This is a genomic window from Pseudomonas hygromyciniae (genome assembly GCF_016925675.1).
In the GTDB taxonomy this organism is placed as follows: Bacteria; Pseudomonadota; Gammaproteobacteria; order Pseudomonadales; family Pseudomonadaceae; genus Aquipseudomonas; species Aquipseudomonas hygromyciniae.
The window spans coordinates 1,312,257-1,330,075 of the sequence record NZ_CP070506.1; the positions used below are offsets into that span (position 1 = coordinate 1,312,257).

Genomic DNA, 17,819 nt, shown 5'->3' on the forward strand with positions numbered 1-17,819 from the left:
CAAAAGCCAGACGGCAGCATAGGTGGCTAATATGGCACTTCAAAGGCGCGCTGCTGCCTGATATGTGTCGTAGTACGTCGATTGTCCGGGAACCCCGCTTTATGCAAACCGCCTACACCGTTCTTATCCTGCTGATGCTGGTCAGCGTTTCGCGTCTGGTCGGGCGTGTCATTCCCTTGCCGTTGCCTTTGGTGCAGATTGCTGCCGGCGCCTTGCTGGCGTGGCCGACCCTGGGGTTGCATGTGGCCCTGGACCCGGAGTTGTTTCTATTCCTGTTCCTGCCGCCGCTGCTGTTCTCCGATGGCTGGCGCATGCCCAAGCGCGAACTGTGGCGCCTGCGCGGGCCGATCCTGACGTTGGCGGTGGGGCTGGTGCTGTTTACCGTGGTGGGCGCTGGTTACTTTATCCATTGGTTGCTGCCGAGCATTCCCCTGCCTGTGGCCTTCGCCCTGGCGGCCGTTTTATCGCCGACGGATGCGGTGGCGGTGTCGGCGATTTCCCAGAACCGCTTGCCCACGCCCCTGATGCATATGCTCCAGGGCGAGGCCTTGATGAACGATGCGTCGGGCCTGGTGACGTTCAAGTTCGCCCTCGTGGCGGCGTTGACCGGGGTGTTTTCCCTGGCCGATGCCAGCCTGACGTTTGTGCTGGTGGCGCTCGGTGGCCTGGCCATCGGTGTGGCGTTGAGCTGGCTGGTGGGGCGCCTGCGGGCCTGGATGATTGCCCGGGGCTGGGATGACCCGGCCACCCATGTGGTGTTTATGTTGCTGCTGCCGTTTGCTGCCTACGTGCTGGCCGAACGGCTGGGGGCGTCGGGAATTTTGTCGGCGGTAGCGGCGGGCATGATGCAAAGCTGGCTGGACCTGCTGCCGCGCCAGACCAGTACGCGCTTGCTCAATCGCAGTGTCTGGTCGCTGCTGGAGTTTGCCTTCAACGGTTTGATCTTCCTGCTGCTGGGTCTGCAATTGCCGGACATCATCAAGGCGGTGACCAGTCACGAAGCCACGCTGTGGCCGACCTTGTTTTATCGCGTCCTGGACGTGATCGCGATCTTCCTGGTGTTGCTGGTGCTGCGGTTTATCTGGGTACAGAGTATTTGGCGCCTGTCTGGTCTGCTGCGGCGCCTGCGCGGTAAAAGCGAGCTGACACTGGTGCCAACCGCCCGTTCCTGCTGGTTGTTGACCGTCGGCGGTGTACGCGGGGCTGTGACCTTGGCCGGCGTGATGTCAGTACCGTTGCTGATGGCGCCCGGCCAGGCGTTTCCGGAGCGTGATCTGCTGATCTTTATCGCCGCCGGGGTGATTCTGCTGTCATTGGTGGCCGCCTGCATTGCCTTGCCGCTGTTGCTACGGGGGATTGAGAAAAGCCCGGATGACAAGCGTCACGGTGAGGTGCGCGATGCCTGGAAGAAAACCGCCGAGGCTGCAATTCATGCCCTGGAGGCGGAGGAGGCCGCCGACGTGGCGCCCCTGGACGCGGCGCAGGCTGCACTGGCGACGGAGCTCAAGGCACGGATCATGTCGGAGTACCGCCATCAACTGGAGGTGTTCAATGACTCGGCTGAAGCCCAGGCATTGGCGCTGCAGATGGATCAGTTGGAGCGCAAGTTGCGGCTAAAGGCCCTGCGCGCGCAGCGCTTGGAGTTGTACAGCCTGAGCCGCCACCACCAGATTGGTGATGATGTGCTGCGCGAGGTGCTGGCGGACCTGGATATGAGTGAGGCGAACCTGGGGCTCAAGAAGTAGCGGGAGCTGCTTTTGGGTAGGCCTTGTTTGCCCAGGCGATGTCCCCATCGCTCAGGGACCAGGTTTCAGATTGGCCCCAGCCTCCATGGGTTAATTTGTAGCTGATTTCATAGTGCATGACCGAGTCACCATCGTAAGGCATGAAGTCGTATTGGCTGGAGCGGGGTAGAGGGAGCACATTACTTTGTACCTGTTCACGGTCCAGCCCGGCGATACGGGTGTAGCCTTCAAACACCTTGTCCATATTCCAGGGAATATGGGCATCGGGGTGTTGATGGGCGTGACGGGCGCCGAGCATATGGCCGAACTCATGCATTACCACGTAGGCGAATCGGGGGGTGCGTATGGTTCCTTGGCAATGACATGGTCGGACTGGCGGGAGGCTTGACGAGTGCTCTTGTCCCCATGGTTGATCTACCCTCTGAGGCGTCGTTCACGTTCTGTGTAATGCGAACGTCACCTTCTTCTCCTGATACGAACTCGAACTTGAGATTGATGTGGGGCAGCCATGCGCTGGCGGCGCTTTTGACGGCCTCTACGTATTCATCGTCCATTTCGTAGTCATACATGGCTATTTTTATCGTGCTGTGTTGGGGCCAGTATGTGGCGGGTTCGCCAATGTTGCGTCGGCTTCTGGAAAGGGGTTGGGCCGAATCGGTAGCATTTCCGACGGATGAGGCAGCAGGCGGGTAGTGGAGCGCGGTTGGCAGGGTGGTGTTTATCATGTGGTCTTTCCTATGACGCATGAGGACGAATGTATGGATTCATTCGTCCAAATCGCTGGAAAGTTTCATTCGAACGGCCTGAACATGTAAGCCCATGCTTACCTGAGGTAAACATGGGGTGAGTATTCAGCGGCGACGTTGAATAAAATCGCGAATACGCTCCGCCGCTTCAACACATTCGGACAACGGTGCAACCAGTGCCAGGCGCACCCGCCCGGCGCCTGGATTGAAACCGTCCACTTCCCGCGACAGATACGAGCCCGGCACCACGGTCACGTGTTCTTCCACGAACAAGTCGCGGCAGAACGCGGCGTCGTCGCCCTCGACGTTCGGCCACAGGTAAAAACCACCGTCAGGGTTCTGTACGTCCAATACCGGCTTGAGAATCGCCAGGACCGCGGCGAATTTTTCCCGGTACAGATCACGGTTGGCCAATACATGAGCCTCATCCTGCCAGGCGGCAATGCTTGCCAGCTGGGTTTGCACCGGCATTGCACAGCCGTGGTAGGTGCGGTACAGCAGGAAGGCCTTGAGGATCTCGGCATCGCCGGCCACAAAACCGGAGCGCAGGCCCGGCAGGTTGGAGCGCTTGGACAGGCTATGGAACACCACGCAGCGCTTGAAGTCCTCGCGACCCAGTTCAACACAGGCGCTGAGCAGGCCAGGCGGAGGGGTTTGTTCGTCGAAGTACAGCTCGCTGTAGCACTCGTCGGCGGCGATCACGAAGTCGTACTGGTCGGCCAGGGCGATCAGTTTTTTCAGGGTCGCGACCGGAATCAGCGCGCCGGTCGGGTTGCCGGGGGAGCACAGGAACAGGATCTGGCAGCGTTGCCAGATATCCGGTGTCACCGCATCGAAATCCGGGTTGAAGCCATTTTCATCCAGGCATGGCAGGTAATGCGGCTTGGCCCCGGCGAGGAATGCTGCGCCTTCGTAGATCTGATAGAACGGGTTCGGGCTGACTACCAGCGCATCGTCGCCACGGTTGACCACGGTCTGGGTGAAGGCGAACAGCGCTTCGCGGGTGCCATTGACCGGCAGGATATTGCGCGCCGGGTCCAGCCAGCCCTTGGGTACGTTGAAGCGTCGTTCACACCAGGCGCCAATGGCCTCGCGCAGGGCGGGAATACCCAGGGTCGTCGGGTAGACGGCCATCTGGTCCAGATTATTGGCCAGGGCCTGGGCGACGAAATCCGGGGACTTGTGCTTGGGCTCGCCGATGGACAGGGCGATCGGGCGCTTGTCCGGGTTTGGCGTGACACTGCCCAGCAGGGCGCGCAATTTCTCGAACGGATAGGGTTGCAGCTGGTTCAGGGCGTTGTTCATAGGGTCCTCTATCGTTGAGCGCGGCCCCTGTAGGCGCTGGCTTGCCTGCGATGTAGGCACCGCGGTGTATCTGGTACACCGAGGCGATGCCATCGCAGGCAAGCCAGCTCCTACAAGGGCGCGCGCCCACAGGGAAAAATTCAACTCAAATGGTCAGTCGGAAACCTTCTGCCCCAGGCTCCTGGTTCACGCTCAATTGCTGCACGATGGCGTCCTGCAAGCGGCGGCACAGTTCCGGGTCGGACAGGGGGTGGTTGTCGGCGTCGGTAATAAAGAATACGTCTTCGACCCGCTCGCCCAGGGTGGCAATCTTGGCGTTCTGCAGCGACAGGTCAAACTCCAGGAAAATCCCACCGATCCGTGCCAGCAGGCCTGGCCGATCCGGCGCGCTGAGTTCCAGCACCGTGACCGGGCGCTGGGCGTCGTTGTGGATGGTCACCTGGGGAGGAAAGGCGAAGTGCTTGAGCTGGCGCGGCACCCGGCGCTGGATGATGGTTGGGTAGTCGTCCGGGTTGCGCAGGGCTTCGGTGAGGCCTTCGCGGATCTTTTTCACGCGCTCGGGGTTATCGCCGATGGACTCGCCTTCGGTGTCGAGCACGATATAGGTATCGAGGGTGAACTGGCTGCTGGAGGTAATGACCCGCGCGTCATGGATGTTCAGGTTGAGCTGGTCCATCGCGGCCACGGTCACGGCGAAGAAGTCATGCTGGTCCGGGGCGTAGATGAAAATCTGCGTCCCGCCTTCGAATTCGCGCTGGGTCGTTTCCTTGATCAGCACCAGCGGGCCACCGTCAGCCGGCTGCTGGAGGATCGCGTCGGTGTGCCAGGCCACGTCGCCTGCGGTGTGGCGCAGGAAATAGTCATCACCCAATTGCGACCACAGTTGCTCCACATCGTCCGGGTCGTTGCCGCCGCGCACCAGGATATCCAGAGCCGCGCTCTGGGTGCGGCGGATCTGCTCTTCGCGGTCCACCGGGTTTTCCAGGCCACGGCGCAACGCGCGCTTGGTCTCGGTATAGAGCTGGCGCAACAGGCTGGCGCGCCACGAATTCCAAAGGGTCGGGTTGGTGGCGTTGATGTCGGAGACGGTCAGCACGTACAGGTAGTCGAGACGGGTTTCGTCGCCGACGATCTGCGCGAAGTCATGGATCACCTGCGGGTCGGACAAGTCCTTGCGCTGGGCAGTGGTGGACATGACCAAGTGGTTCTGCACCAGCCAGACGATCAGGCGGCTGTCCCATTGCGGCAACTGGTGACGCTGGCAGAAGGCTTGCGCATCCACCGCGCCGATCTCCGAATGGTCGCCATGCCGGCCCTTGCCGATATCGTGGTACAGGCCGGCCAGGTAGATCAGCTCGGGCTTGGGCAGTTTGGCCATCAGCTTACTGGCCAGCGGGAATTTCTCTGACACCTGGGTGTACTGCAGCTTACGCAGGTGCTTGATCAGGTTCAGGGTGTGGGCATCGACCGTATAGATGTGGAACAGGTCGTGTTGCATCTGCCCGACGATAAAGCCGAACTCCGGCAGATAGCGCCCGAGGATGCCGTAGCGATTCATGCGCCGCAGGTTGCGGTGGATGCCGATCTTGCACTTGAACAGCTCGATAAACAGGCTGGTATTACGGATGTCGTTGCGGAATTCGTCGTCGATCAGGTGACGGTTTTCCCGCAGCAAGCGGATGGTGTCGGCGCGCACGCCCTTGATTTCCGGTTGCTGGGCCATCAGTACGAAGATTTCCAGCATGGCAAATGGGGTGCGCTTGAACACGTTGTCGTTGCGCGCCTCGATATAGCCATCGTGCAGTTGGAAGCGTGCGTTGATCGGTTGCGGCGGCGCTTCGTCTTCGGGGGCCAGGATCACTTCTTCAAAATGCTGGATGATCAGGTCGCTGAGCTGGGCGATGCTCATGACCACCCGGTAGTACTGCTGCATGAAGCTTTCGATGCTGGTCTTTGCGTCTTCGCCCTCAAACCCCAGCAGGCTGGCGATGGAGCGCTGGTGGTCGAACAGCAGGCGGTCTTCGGAGCGTCCGGCGAGCATGTGCAGGGCGTAGCGCACCTTCCACAAAAACTCCTGGGACGAGGCCAGCAGGGCGTTTTCGCTCTCTACCAAAAAGCCTTCGCCGGCCAGGGCTCGCAGGTTCAGGGTACCGTACTGGCGCCGGGCCACCCACAAAATGGTCTGGATGTCCCGCAGCCCGCCAGGCGAGCCCTTGACGTTGGGTTCCAGGTTGTACTCGGTGTCGTTGTACTTGTGGTGCCGGGCTTTTTGCTCGGCGCGCTTGGCGAGGAAGAACTCCTTGCTCGGCCACATATGCGCGGTGCTGGTGACTTCCAGCATGCGCTGGCGCAGGCGTTCGGGGCCGCAAATGGTGCGGCTTTCCATCAGGTTGGTGACCACGGTGAGGTCGGCGCGGGCCTCTTCGGCGCATTCATCTACCGAGCGCACGCTCTGACCGACTTCCAGGCCGATGTCCCATAGCAGCGTCAGAAAACGCTCGATGGAGTCGCGAAAAATCTCGTGGTCGGCGCTGTCCAGCAGGATCAGCAGATCGATATCGGAGTAGGGGTGCAGTTCGCCCCGGCCATAGCCGCCGACGGCCACCAGGGCGATATCGGCGTCCTCGCTCCAGTCGAACTGTTCCCAGGCCTTTTGCAGGATGTTATCGACGAACCAGGCGCGATCCTCGATCAGCCGGCGGATCTCCCGGCCGCTGCGAAAACGTCCGTCGAGCACCTCGCGGGCCTGGCGGATGGCTTTCTTGAAGGCGGCAATCGGGCTTGCCTTCAGCGCCAGTTCCGCCTGGAACTGGCCACGGTCGAAGAGTTCGGGATCCACCTGGGGCATCGATCGGCTTTCCTTTCTATCTATGTGTAGGTCGCAACGTTGCTATCCGGAAAGCCCGCTGCAAGCATCAGGCCGAAACGCGGGGGATAGTGTCATCGGCACGCAGGGTGAAGATCTCGTAGCCGGTGTCGGTGACCAGCAGGGTGTGCTCCCACTGTGCCGAAAGCTTGCGGTCCTTGGTGATGGCGGTCCAGCCGTCGCCCAGCACCTTGGTGTCGGCCTTGCCCTGGTTGATCATCGGCTCGATGGTAAAGGTCATGCCTGCCTTGAGCTCCATGCCGGTGCCGGCACGGCCGTAGTGCAGGATCTGTGGCTCTTCATGGAACACTTTGCCGATGCCGTGGCCGCAGAATTCGCGGACTACCGAGAACCCGTTCTTTTCAGCGTGCTTCTGGATCACTTCGCCGATATCGCCCAGGCGGCAGCCGGGCTTGACCAGTTCAATGGCCTTGTACATGCATTCCTGGGTGACCTGGGACAGGCGCTCGGCCCAGACCGGGACGTTGCCGACGTGGAACATGCGGCTGGTGTCGCCGTGATAACCGTCCTTGATCACGGTGACGTCGATGTTCAGGGTGTCACCGTCTTTGAGCGGTTTGTCGCCCGGGATACCGTGGCAGACCACGTGGTTGATCGAGGTGCAGATCGACTTGGGGAAGCCTTTGTAGTTCAGCGGCGCAGGGATGGCTTTCTGCACGTCGACGATATAGTCATGGCAGATGCGGTCCAGGGCTTCAGTGGTAACGCCGGGCTTGACGTGTTCGGCAATCATTTCCAGCACGTCGGCAGCCAGTTTGCCGGCAACGCGCATGCCTGCGATATCTTCGGCGGTTTTCAGGGTAACGGTCATACAGGCTCTCTCTAGCGCGACGCGCTGAAATCAATACGGTTTACGGGTGTGCGACAAAAAGGTGCAGCGTTCGCACAAGCCCAAAAAACGCGATTCTAACAGACGCAAGGTACAAACCATGAGTCTCTGGCTATCGCTTCTCTCTATAAGGTGTGGGTATTTTCACCCGATTCAATGGCTTGGGTGGCCGTGGCGGCAAGCAAATGCGATTGCGGGTTTCGTTTTTGTCGTTGCTGTGGTATAAAATGCGCCGCTTTCCGGGGATACCCCGCAAAGCTTAAATCCACACACGTGTCGACACGATGACCTGGGTGCCGGAGGCCTTGAAGCCGCTGGTTGGTCATTGGGATACGTGGAGGCCAAACCCGACTTATTAAGGAACTATCATGTCCCAAGTCAACATGCGCGATATGCTGAAGGCCGGTGTGCACTTCGGTCACCAGACCCGTTACTGGAACCCGAAAATGGGTAAATACATTTTCGGCGCGCGTAACAAGATCCACATTATCAACCTTGAAAAAACCCTGCCAATGTTCAACGAAGCTCTGACTTTCGTAGAGCGCCTGGCCCAGGGCAAAAACAAGATTCTGTTCGTCGGCACCAAGCGTTCCGCTGGCAAGATCGTTGCTGAAGAAGCAGCACGTTGCGGTTCGCCGTACGTCGATCACCGCTGGTTGGGCGGCATGCTGACCAACTTCAAAACCATCCGTGCTTCCATCAAGCGTCTGCGTGACCTTGAAGTGCAAGCCGAAGACGGTACTTTCGCCAAGCTGACCAAGAAAGAAGCGCTGATGCGCTCCCGTGACCTGGAAAAGCTCGATCGTTCCCTGGGTGGTATCAAGGACATGGGCGGTCTGCCTGACGCACTGTTCGTTATCGACGTTGATCACGAGCGCATCGCGATCACCGAAGCCAACAAGCTGGGCATCCCGGTTATCGGCGTAGTCGATACCAACAGCAGCCCGGAAGGCGTTGACTACATCATCCCAGGCAACGATGACGCAATCCGCGCTATCCAGCTGTACATGGGTTCGATGGCTGACGCTGTAATCCGTGGCCGCAACAATGTTGGCGGCGGCACCGTAGAGTTCGCTGCTGAAGAAGCACCGGTCGCTGCAGCTGAGTAATTGACGCCCTGGCGTTGACTCAGTAAGCAAAAAGGGGGCTTGGCCCCCTTTTTGCCACCTCGAAAACCATTTGTGAGCGGCACAGCTACAGCATCTGTAACGTGCAGCGGTTAACAAGGGTGGTTCGGGAAGAATTGAACGCCCGTACAAGTCGGGTGGAATGGTTGAAAACCTATCCAAGAGGAATTTGAAAATGGCAGCAATTACTGCAGCGTTGGTTAAAGAACTGCGTGAGCGTACTGGCGAAGGCATGATGGATTGCAAGAAAGCCCTGGAAAAGGCTGACGGCGACATCGAAAAAGCCATTGATGACATGCGTGCTTCGGGCGCGATCAAGGCTGCCAAGAAAGCAGGCAACGTAGCTGCTGAAGGCGCTATCGCTTTGAAAGAAGACGGCAAATCCGCCGTTCTGCTGGAAGTGAACTCGCAGACCGACTTCCTGGCTCTGCAGGACGACTTCAAGGCATTTGTTGCTGCTAGCGTTGAAAAAGCGTTCGCCGACAAACTGACTGACGCCGCTCCGCTGATCGCCGCTCAAGAAGCTGATCGCCTGGTACTGGTCGGCAAGGTTGGCGAAAACGTCAACATTCGTCGTCTGGTGCGTGTTGAAGGTGACGTTGTTGGTGGTTACCTGCACGGCAACAAGATCGGTGTTGCAGTTGTCCTCAAGGGCGGCAACGTTGAGCTGGCCAAAGACATCGCTATGCACGTAGCGGCCAGCAACCCTGAGTTCCTGCTGCCTTCGGAAGTTTCTGCCGAAGCGATCGAGCGCGAAAAAGCTGTGTTCCTGCAGCTGAACGAAGAAAAAATCAAAGGCAAGCCAGAAAACATTGTTGAGAACATGGTCAAAGGCCGTATCAGCAAGTTCCTGGCCGAAGCTAGCTTGGTTGAGCAGGCGTTCGTCAAGAACCCTGAAATCAAGGTTGGCGAGCTGGCCAAGAAAGCCGGTGCTGAAATCGTTTCCTTCACCTACTTCAAAGTAGGCGACGGTATCGAGAAGCCGGTCGACAACTTCGCTGAAGAAGTTGCTGCCCAGCTGGCTGCCGCCAAGCAATAAGACAGTTTTCAACTGTCGCCCAAGAGAGGCTGCCCGCTCACGCGCGCAGCCTCTTTTCAAATGGGATGCTCAATTTTATTTGGCTTCCCTTTGGAACTGGCTTACAAAGCCGTGTTCCGATGGCGCTGTGACAGCGTCCAGCTAGAGTGAACGCAAGCCGTAAACGGCTCGCCAAGAATTTTTTAAAAAAACGCCGCAGGAGAGATTCGCAATGGCTCAGCAGGGCAGTGGTTATCAGGCTCGCTATAAACGCATTCTACTCAAGCTTAGCGGCGAGGCCCTGATGGGCTCGGAAGAGTTCGGGATCGATCCCAAGGTGCTTGACCGCATGGCGCTGGAAGTCGGCCAATTGGTCGGCATTGGCGTCCAGGTTGGCCTGGTGATTGGTGGTGGCAACCTGTTCCGTGGCGCAGCGCTCAGTGCTGCTGGCATGGATCGGGTCACTGGCGACCACATGGGCATGCTGGCCACTGTGATGAACGCCCTGGCCATGCGTGATGCCCTGGAGCGTGCCAATATCTCGGCCATTGTGATGTCGGCCATCTCGATGGTTGGTGTGACCGATCATTACGATCGTCGCAAAGCCATGCGCCACCTGAACGCCAAAGAAGTGGTGATCTTCGCTGCCGGTACCGGCAACCCGTTCTTCACCACCGACTCGGCTGCCTGCCTGCGCGCCATCGAAATCGATGCTGACGTGGTGCTCAAGGCCACCAAGGTTGATGGTGTCTACACTGCCGATCCATTCAAAGACCCGCATGCCGAGAAGTTCGATCATCTGACTTATGATGAAGTGCTGGATCGCAAGCTGGGCGTTATGGACCTGACGGCAATTTGCCTGTGCCGCGACCACAAGATGCCGCTGCGCGTATTTAACATGAACAAGCCCGGCGCCCTGCTGAATATCGTACACGGCGGCGCAGAAGGGACTCTGATCGAGGAAGGCCAACAATGATCAACGAAATCAAGAAAGACGCCCAAGCGCGTATGCACAAATCCCTGGAGTCTCTGAGCCATGCATTCGGCCAGATTCGTACCGGCAAGGCTCACCCAAGCATCCTGGGCAGCGTGATGGTGCCTTACTACGGTTCCGACACTCCGCTGAGCGGCGTAGCCAACGTTACCGTAAAAGACTCGCGCACCCTGCAGGTCGTGGCTTTCGAGCGCAACATGCTCGCTGCCGTCGACAAGGCCATCCAGAGCGCCGGCCTGAACCTCAACCCGACCAACCTGGGTGAGTTGTTGCTGATCTCCATGCCTGCGCTGACCGAAGAAACCCGCAAGGGCTTCACCAAGCAGGCGCGTAGCGCAGCGGAAGATGCCCGTGTTGCCGTGCGTAACATTCGCCGTGACGCCCTGGGTGACCTGAAGAAACTGGTCAAGGACAAGGAAATCAGCGAAGACGAAGAGCGTCGTGCAATCGCTGATATCGATAAGCTGACCAAGGAATCCGAGGTCCTGATCACCAAGGCCACGGAAGAGAAAGAAAAGGACCTGATGGCCGTATAAGGGGTCAGGACGCTTTCATGGAAAAGACCAAGCAGACTGTGCCCTCCGTGGTGCCGCGCCATGTCGCGATCATCATGGATGGGAATAATCGCTGGGCGAAAAAACGCTTTATGCCGGGTGTCGCCGGGCATAAAGCGGGTGTCGATGCGGTACGGGCGGTGATCGAGGTGTGTGCCGAGGCCAAGGTCGAGGTGTTGACCTTGTTTGCCTTCTCCAGTGAGAACTGGCAGCGCCCGGCCGACGAAGTCAGCGCCTTGATGGACTTGTTCTTCAAGGCCTTGCGTCGCGAAGCCAAGCGTCTCAACGACAACAACATCAGCCTGCGCATCATTGGCGATCGCTCGCGGTTCCATCCGGAGCTGCAGGCGGCCATGCGTGAAGCCGAGGCGATCACCGCCGGCAGCGACCGCTTCGTCCTGCAAATCGCCGCCAATTATGGCGGACAATGGGATATTGCCCAGGCTGCACAGCGCCTGGCGCGTGAAGTGCAGGCTGGCCATTTGCGCCCGGAAGACATCACGCCCGAGTTGTTGCAAACCTGCCTGGTGACCGGCGACCTGCCGTTGCCGGATCTATGCATCCGTACCGGGGGCGAACACCGCATCAGCAATTTCCTGTTGTGGCAGTTGGCCTATACCGAGCTGTACTTCTCCGACCTGTTCTGGCCGGACTTCAAACACGATGCCATGCGTAATGCACTGGCCGATTTCGCTTCCCGTCAGCGTCGCTTCGGTAAAACGAGCGAGCAGATCGAAGCTGGAGCCCGGGTTTAATGCTTAAACAACGAATCATCACGGCACTGATCCTGCTGCCGATCGCCTTGTGCGGGTTTTTCCTGCTCGAAGGCGCCGGCTTTGCGCTGTTCATTGGCCTGGTCGTGACCCTGGGCGCCTGGGAGTGGGCGCGCCTGGCAGGGTTTGCCGAGCAGTTGCCGCGGGTGGTGTATGCCGCCGTGGTCGCGTTGCTGCTGTTCCTGATGTACATCCTGCCGGATGTCGCACCCTGGGTGCTCGGGGCGGCGGTACTGTGGTGGGCGTTGGCAACATTCCTTGTATTGACCTACCCGCGGACCAGAGCTCAGTGGTCCAGTGTTGCCTGCAAGCTGGTGATCGGCCTGCTGATCCTACTGCCGGCCTGGCAGGGTCTGGTCTATATCAAGCATATGGCCTTGGGCAACTGGTTGATCATGGCGGTGATGGTGCTGGTCTGGGGCGCGGATATCGGTGCGTATTTCTCCGGCCGTGCCTTTGGCAAGCGCAAGCTGGCCCCGGCAGTCAGTCCCGGCAAGAGCTGGGAAGGGGTGTACGGCGGGCTGGCGTTGACGTTGCTGATTACCCTGGTCGTCGGCGTTGTGCGTGAGTGGGAAGCCAAGCAAATCCTCCTGGCCCTGATCGGCGCGGCAGTGGTGGTACTGATCTCGGTGGTCGGTGACCTGACCGAAAGCATGTTCAAGCGCCAGGCTGGTATCAAGGACAGCAGTAACCTGCTGCCGGGCCATGGTGGCGTGCTGGACCGCATTGACAGCCTGACGGCGGCGATCCCGGTATTTGCCGTGCTGTTGTGGATGGCTGCTTCGTGAGCCGCCTACAGCAGGTGACAGTGCTGGGGGCAACTGGCTCGGTGGGCTTGAGCACGCTGGATGTGATCGCTCGTCATCCCGAGCGCTACCAGGTATTCGCCCTGACCGGCTTCAGTCGTTTGAGCGAACTGCTGGCGCTGTGCGTGCGGCATGTGCCGCAGTTTGCAGTGGTACCGGATGCCGTTGCTGCCCGTGGTTTGCAGGACGACCTGCGGGCTGCCGGCCTGGGCACTCAAGTGCTGGTCGGCGAGGAGGGCTTGTGCCAGGTGTCCGCTGCTTCTGAAGTGGATACCGTGGTTGCCGCCATTGTCGGTGCCGCTGGCTTGCGGCCAACCCTGGCGGCGGTCGATGCAGGCAAGAAGATCCTGTTGGCCAATAAAGAGGCGCTGGTGATGTCCGGCGCGCTGTTTATGCAGGCGGTGCGCAAGAGCGGCGCCGTGCTGTTGCCGCTGGACAGCGAGCATAATGCGATTTTTCAGTGCATGCCGGGCGACTTTGCCCGCGGCCTGAGCCAGGTGGGCGTGCGGCGCATCCTGCTGACCGCTTCTGGTGGGCCGTTCCGCAAGACACCGTTGGCCGAACTGGAGCACGTTTCTCCCGATCAGGCTTGCGCTCATCCCAATTGGTCGATGGGGCGCAAGATCTCGGTGGATTCGGCGAGCATGATGAACAAGGGCCTGGAGCTGATCGAGGCCTGCTGGCTATTTGACGCCCGGGCCGAGCGGGTCGAGGTGGTGATTCATCCGCAAAGCGTGATTCATTCCCTGGTCGACTATGTGGATGGTTCGGTGTTGGCCCAGTTGGGCAACCCGGACATGCGCACGCCGATTGCCAATGCCCTGGCATGGCCTGAGCGTATCGACTCGGGTGTGGCGCCCCTGGACCTGTTTGCCATTGCACGCCTGGATTTCGAGGCGCCGGATGATCAGCGTTTCCCTTGCCTGCGCCTGGCACGTGAAGCGGCAGAGGCGGGCAACAGCGCTCCGGCGATGTTGAATGCGGCCAATGAGGTCGCGGTTGCCGCGTTTCTTGATCGGCGCATCCGCTTCCCACAGATCGCGAGTATCATCGAGGAAATTTTGAGTCTCGAGCCGGTGGTTGCCGTGAATGATTTGGGCGCCGTGTTCGAGGCGGATGCCAAGGCCCGGGTCTTGGCCGAGCAATGGTTGAAACGCCACGCAGGTTAGTGGGCAGGCGCGGGATTGGAATGCGGAGAGATTAGATGAGTGCGCTCTACATGATTGTCGGCACCCTGGTTGCTCTGGGTGTACTGGTCACTTTCCACGAATTTGGTCATTTCTGGGTGGCGCGCCGTTGTGGCGTCAAGGTCCTGCGTTTTTCCGTGGGTTTTGGCATGCCGCTGCTGCGCTGGCATGACCGACGTGGGACTGAATTCGTGATTGCCGCCATTCCCCTGGGCGGCTACGTCAAGATGCTCGACGAGCGCGAAGGCGAAGTGCCGGCAGATCAGCTGGATCAATCTTTCAATCGCAAGACCGTTCGTCAGCGTATCGCTATCGTAGCTGCCGGGCCGATCGCCAACTTTCTGCTGGCCATGGTGTTCTTCTGGGTCCTGGCAATGTTGGGCAGCCAGCAGGTGCGTCCGGTCATCGGTGCGGTGGAGGCGGGCAGTATTGCAGCCAAGGCTGGTTTGAGCGCTGGGCAGGAAATTGTTGCTATTGATGGCGAGCCGACCAGCGGTTGGGGGGCGGTCAATCTGCAGTTGGTGCGACGTCTGGGTGAGAGCGGCACCGTACAACTGGTGGTGCGCGAGCAGGACTCCACGGCGCAGACGCCGCGTGAGCTGGTCCTGGACCAGTGGCTCAAGGGCGCCGACGAGCCTGATCCGATCAAGTCCCTGGGGATTCGCCCTTGGCGCCCGGCGCTGCCGCCAGTGCTGGCAGAGCTCGATCCGAAGGGGCCGGCCCAGGCCGCCGGTCTGAAGACCGGTGATCGTTTGCTGGCCCTTGATGGTCAGGCACTTGGCGACTGGCAGCAAGTAGTCGATCTGGTTCGTGTACGTCCTGATACGAAAATTGTGCTGAAAGTAGAGCGCGACGGTGCTCAAATCGACGTCCCTGTCACCCTCGCGGTGCGCGGGGAGGCCAAGGCGGCCGGCGGGTATCTGGGGGGCGGGGGGTCAAAGGTGTCGAGTGGCCGCCATCGATGGTGCGAGAGGTCAGCTTCGGGCCGTTGGCGGCAATTGGCGAGGGTGCGCGACGCACTTGGACCATGAGTGTGCTCACCCTCGATTCGCTGAAGAAAATGTTGTTCGGCGAGCTCTCGGTAAAAAACTTGAGTGGACCGATAACCATTGCTAAAGTGGCGGGCGCTTCTGCCCAGTCGGGCGTTGCTGATTTCCTGAATTTCCTGGCTTATCTGAGTATTAGCCTTGGGGTTCTGAATTTGTTGCCCATTCCAGTATTGGATGGGGGGCATCTGTTGTTTTATCTCGTCGAGTGGGTGCGTGGTCGCCCCTTGTCGGATCGGGTGCAGGGTTGGGGGATACAGATCGGTATCAGTTTGGTGGTCGGGGTGATGTTGTTAGCCTTGGTCAACGATCTGGGACGTCTGTAACGCTTCGCTGAATTGCGAATCTGCCGCATTTTGCGGCAGTTTGTTTATTGCCAGTTGGAATAAGAAAGGACTTCATGAAACGTCTGCTGCTAACTGCGGTTCTCACCGTATTGATGATCGCCGAAGTTCACGCCGAGTCCTTCACCATCTCCGATATTCGCGTCAACGGCCTCCAGCGGGTTTCCGCGGGTAGCGTGTTTGGCGCCTTGCCGTTGAACGTTGGGGAACAGGCTGACGACCGTCGCCTGGTGGAATCCACTCGTGCGCTGTTCAAAACCGGCTTCTTTCAAGATATCCAGCTGGGTCGTGAAGGCAACGTCCTGGTCATCACTGTCGTCGAGCGACCTTCTGTCGCCAGTATCGAGATCGAAGGCAACAAGGCGATCTCCACTGAAGACTTGATGAAAGGTCTCAAGCAATCCGGCCTGGCCGAAGGCGAGATCTTCCAGCGTGCCACCCTCGAAGGCGTGCGTAACGAGCTGCAGCGTCAGTACGTTGCCCAAGGCCGTTACTCCGCTTCCGTGGAAACCGAAGTGGTGCCGCAGCCGCGCAACCGTGTCGGCCTGAAGGTCAACATCAACGAAGGCACCGTGGCGGCGATCCAGCACATCAACGTGGTGGGCAACACCAAGTTCGCCGACGACGATCTGATCGACCTGTTCGAACTCAAGACCACCAACTGGCTGTCGTTCTTCAAGAACGACGACAAGTACGCCCGTGAAAAACTCTCCGGTGACCTGGAGCGTCTGCGCTCCTACTACCTGGACCGTGGCTATATCAACATGGATATCGCTTCGACCCAGGTGTCCATCACCCCGGACAAGAAGCACGTGTACATCACGGTCAACGTCAACGAAGGCGAGAAGTACCGCGTTCGTGACGTGAAGCTCAGCGGCGACCTGAAAGTGCCTGAAGACCAGGTCAAGTCCCTGCTGCTGGTCCAGAAGGACCAGGTGTTCTCGCGCAAGCTGATGACCACCACATCCGAATTGATCACCCGTCGCCTGGGTAACGAAGGCTATACCTTCGCCAACGTCAACGGCGTGCCGACCCCACATGATGATGACCACACCGTGGACATCACCTTTGTCGTCGATCCGGGCAAGCGTGCCTACGTCAACCGTATCAACTTCCGGGGCAACACCAAGTCCGAGGACGAAGTGCTGCGTCGCGAAATGCGCCAGATGGAAGGTGGCTGGGCTTCGACCTACCTGATCGACCAGTCCAAGACCCGTCTTGAGCGCCTGGGCTTCTTCAAGGAAGTCAACGTCGAAACCCCGGCCGTACCGGGTGTGGATGACCAGGTCGATGTTAACTACGCCGTGGAAGAACAAGCATCCGGCTCGATCACTGCCAGTGTCGGCTTTGCACAGAGTGCCGGCCTGATCCTCGGTGGCTCGATTACCCAGAACAACTTCCTGGGTACCGGTAACAAGGTTTCCATCGGCCTGACCCGCAGTGAATACCAGAGCCGCTACAACTTCGGCTACGTGGACCCCTACTGGACTGCTGACGGTGTGAGCCTGGGCTACAACGCCTTCTACCGCACCACCGACTACAAAGACCTCGACGTCGACGTTGCAAGCTATGCGATCGACAGCCTGGGTGCCGGCGTCAACGTGGGCTACCCGATCAGTGAGACCTCGCGTCTGACCTTCGGCCTGACTGCGCAGCAGGATGAGATCAAGACCGGTGTCTACACCGTGGACGAGATCTTCGACTTCACCCGCCGCGAAGGTGACAAGTTCCTCAACTTCAAGGCCTCGGCCGGTTGGTCCGAGTCCACCCTGAACAAAGGCGTGCTGGCCACCCGTGGTCACTCCCAGAGCTTGACCCTGGAAACCACCACCCCAGGTAGCGATCTGTCGTTCTTCAAACTCGACTACCGTGGCCAGTTGTTCACGCCGTTGAGCGATAACTACACCATGCGCCTGCACACCGAACTGGGCTATGGTGACGGCTACGGTTCGACCAATGGCCTGCCGTTCTACGAGAACTACTACGCCGGTGGCTTCAACTCCGTACGTGGCTTCAAGGACAGCACCCTGGGTCCTCGTGGTACGCCGAGCCGTGGTGTTGCCGAAACCGGTAACGTCGGCACTGTGCGTGACTCGGACAATGACCCGCTGCCATTCGGTGGTAACGTGTTGATTCAAGGTGGTGCGGAAATTCTGTTCCCGTTGCCATTCGTCAAGGACCAGCGTTCCCTGCGGACTTCGGTCTTCTGGGATGTGGGTAACGTATTCGACTCCAAGTGCGAGCAGATTCGTAACCCGAGCGGCCTGAAGTCCAACACCCAGTGCAACGACGTAAGCCTGAGCAATCTGGCCAGTTCCGTGGGTGTGGGTGTGACCTGGATTACCGCCCTTGGTCCGTTGAGCTTCGCCTTGGCGATGCCAGTCAAGAAACCGGATAACGCTGAAACCCAGATTTTCCAATTTTCCCTCGGCCAGACGTTCTAAGCGTCCGACCCAAG

Annotated in this window: 13 protein-coding genes and 1 pseudogene; 10 read left to right on the forward strand and 4 right to left on the reverse strand. The window is 59.3% G+C overall.

Annotation, left to right across the window (positions count from 1 at the left end):
- Positions 1 to 101 precede the first annotated feature (101 nt).
- Positions 102 to 1,745, forward strand: coding sequence for a Na+/H+ antiporter (locus tag JTY93_RS05700; RefSeq protein WP_205477018.1), 1,644 nt, complete (start codon positions 102 to 104; stop codon positions 1,743 to 1,745).
- Here JTY93_RS05700 and JTY93_RS05705 read toward each other — a convergent pair.
- From JTY93_RS05705 to map, 4 genes are all read right to left on the reverse strand, one after another.
- The gene (locus tag JTY93_RS05705; protein ID WP_205477019.1) at positions 1,735 to 2,043 is read right to left on the reverse strand and encodes a zinc metalloprotease; all 309 of its coding nucleotides are present in this window, start codon (positions 2,041 to 2,043) and stop codon (positions 1,735 to 1,737) included. The genes JTY93_RS05700 and JTY93_RS05705 overlap by 11 nt on opposite strands.
- A 553-nt stretch (positions 2,044 to 2,596) precedes the next feature.
- Positions 2,597 to 3,796, reverse strand: coding sequence for a succinyldiaminopimelate transaminase (gene dapC, locus JTY93_RS05710; protein ID WP_205477020.1), 1,200 nt, complete (start codon positions 3,794 to 3,796; stop codon positions 2,597 to 2,599).
- A 145-nt stretch (positions 3,797 to 3,941) separates the two neighbouring features.
- Positions 3,942 to 6,644, reverse strand: coding sequence for a [protein-PII] uridylyltransferase (locus JTY93_RS05715; protein ID WP_169996868.1), 2,703 nt, complete (start codon positions 6,642 to 6,644; stop codon positions 3,942 to 3,944).
- Between the two features lie 67 nt (positions 6,645 to 6,711).
- Complete coding sequence (gene map, locus JTY93_RS05720; protein ID WP_029297294.1) at positions 6,712 to 7,494, reverse strand: type I methionyl aminopeptidase; 783 nt, start codon at positions 7,492 to 7,494, stop codon at positions 6,712 to 6,714.
- 386 nt (positions 7,495 to 7,880) lie between these two features.
- Here map and rpsB point away from each other — a divergent pair, with 386 nt between their 5' ends.
- From rpsB to bamA, 9 genes and pseudogenes are all read left to right on the forward strand, one after another.
- On the forward strand, positions 7,881 to 8,621 hold the full coding sequence (rpsB, locus tag JTY93_RS05725) for a 30S ribosomal protein S2 (protein ID WP_029297291.1): 741 nt from the start codon (positions 7,881 to 7,883) through the stop codon (positions 8,619 to 8,621).
- 193 nt (positions 8,622 to 8,814) lie between these two features.
- Complete coding sequence (gene tsf / locus JTY93_RS05730) at positions 8,815 to 9,678, forward strand: translation elongation factor Ts (protein WP_003172264.1); 864 nt, start codon at positions 8,815 to 8,817, stop codon at positions 9,676 to 9,678.
- 211 nt (positions 9,679 to 9,889) lie between these two features.
- On the forward strand, positions 9,890 to 10,633 hold the full coding sequence (gene pyrH / locus JTY93_RS05735) for a UMP kinase (RefSeq protein ID WP_003172271.1): 744 nt from the start codon (positions 9,890 to 9,892) through the stop codon (positions 10,631 to 10,633).
- Positions 10,630 to 11,187: a ribosome recycling factor gene (frr, locus tag JTY93_RS05740; RefSeq protein WP_169996870.1), complete on the forward strand. Its 558-nt coding sequence runs from the start codon at positions 10,630 to 10,632 to the stop codon at positions 11,185 to 11,187. The genes pyrH and frr overlap by 4 nt, the downstream gene beginning before the upstream one ends.
- 17 nt (positions 11,188 to 11,204) lie before the next feature.
- Positions 11,205 to 11,960: a polyprenyl diphosphate synthase gene (uppS, locus tag JTY93_RS05745; RefSeq protein WP_205477021.1), complete on the forward strand. Its 756-nt coding sequence runs from the start codon at positions 11,205 to 11,207 to the stop codon at positions 11,958 to 11,960.
- Complete coding sequence (locus JTY93_RS05750; protein WP_205477022.1) at positions 11,960 to 12,766, forward strand: phosphatidate cytidylyltransferase; 807 nt, start codon at positions 11,960 to 11,962, stop codon at positions 12,764 to 12,766. The genes uppS and JTY93_RS05750 overlap by 1 nt, the downstream gene beginning before the upstream one ends.
- Positions 12,763 to 13,953: a 1-deoxy-D-xylulose-5-phosphate reductoisomerase gene (gene ispC / locus JTY93_RS05755; RefSeq protein ID WP_205477023.1), complete on the forward strand. Its 1,191-nt coding sequence runs from the start codon at positions 12,763 to 12,765 to the stop codon at positions 13,951 to 13,953. Before JTY93_RS05750 ends, ispC begins: the two co-directional genes overlap by 4 nt.
- Positions 13,954 to 13,988: 35 nt before the next feature.
- A pseudogene (rseP, locus tag JTY93_RS05760) lies at positions 13,989 to 15,343 on the forward strand (sigma E protease regulator RseP).
- Between the two features lie 74 nt (positions 15,344 to 15,417).
- Positions 15,418 to 17,805 (forward strand): outer membrane protein assembly factor BamA, encoded by a 2,388-nt coding sequence (gene bamA, locus JTY93_RS05765; protein WP_169996882.1) that lies wholly within the window; start codon positions 15,418 to 15,420, stop codon positions 17,803 to 17,805.
- Positions 17,806 to 17,819: the final 14 nt, after the last annotated feature.